The sequence below is a fragment of the Vibrio sp. 1288 genome, from assembly GCF_033344475.1.
Genome location: NZ_JAWPOX010000294.1, coordinates 1 through 848 on the forward strand (window position 1 = coordinate 1; position 848 = coordinate 848).

Annotated in this window: 2 protein-coding genes; both read right to left on the bottom strand. The window is 47.6% G+C overall.

The window, feature by feature from the left end; all coding sequences use genetic code 11:
• A partial coding sequence (locus tag R8O11_RS26330; protein ID WP_318194756.1) for an aldehyde dehydrogenase family protein occupies positions 1-507 on the bottom strand: 507 nt, incomplete at its 3' end.
• Between the two features lie 17 nt (positions 508-524).
• On the bottom strand, positions 525-848 hold a 324-nt coding region (locus R8O11_RS26335; protein ID WP_318194757.1), incomplete at its 5' end, for a PUA domain-containing protein.

The following is an 848-nucleotide window of genomic DNA, read 5'->3' on the forward strand; positions in this document are numbered from 1 at the left end:
CAAGTTTGCTTTTGCAAGGGCTGATTGGATAACTTTCACAAGTTCCATGTTAGAGAAAAACGTCTCTTTACCACCGCGTAGGATGCTGGCGTTACCCGTTTTCAGGCACAGTGCGGCAATGTCGATGGTCACATTTGGACGCGCTTCATAAATCACACCCACAACACCAAGTGGTACACGGCGGCGAGAGAGAGACATACCATTTTCTAGCACTTTACTGTCGATTTCGCTGCCCACAGGATCGTTTAGGCTGATCACATTGCGAACATCATTTGCAATGCCCGTTAAGCGTTCTTCATTCAACAGTAGACGGTCTAGCAGCGCATCGGTCAGACCAGCTTCGCGACCAAGTTCGATGTCTTTTGCGTTTGCTGCCAAAATCGCAGCTGAGTTTGCTTCTAGCTCATCTGCGATGATCGCTAGAGCTTGGTTCTTTTGAGCAGTTGACGCCGTCGCCAATTCGAAAGCTGCATCTTTAGCAGCTTTACCCATATTCGTTAAATCCACGTTGCTTCCCTCAATTTCTATTCTTGAATGACGACAAGATCATCGCGATGAATCACTTCTGAGCCGTAGTCATGACCCAAAATAGAGATGATGTCTTTACTGTGTTTGCCAGTAATTTTTGCCAAGTCTTCACTTGAGTAGGCACTAATACCACGCGCAACCAGTTTGCCATGAGAATTTGTTACGCGAGCAACTTCACCACGGGCAAAATCACCGCTCACCTTGATGACCCCTTTTGCTAGCAAGCTGCTGCCTTTACCAACAACCGCATTTACCGCACCATCATCGATGATAATGTCACCCGATGCAGCAGGACCTGCGAGGATCCAACGCTTACGGTT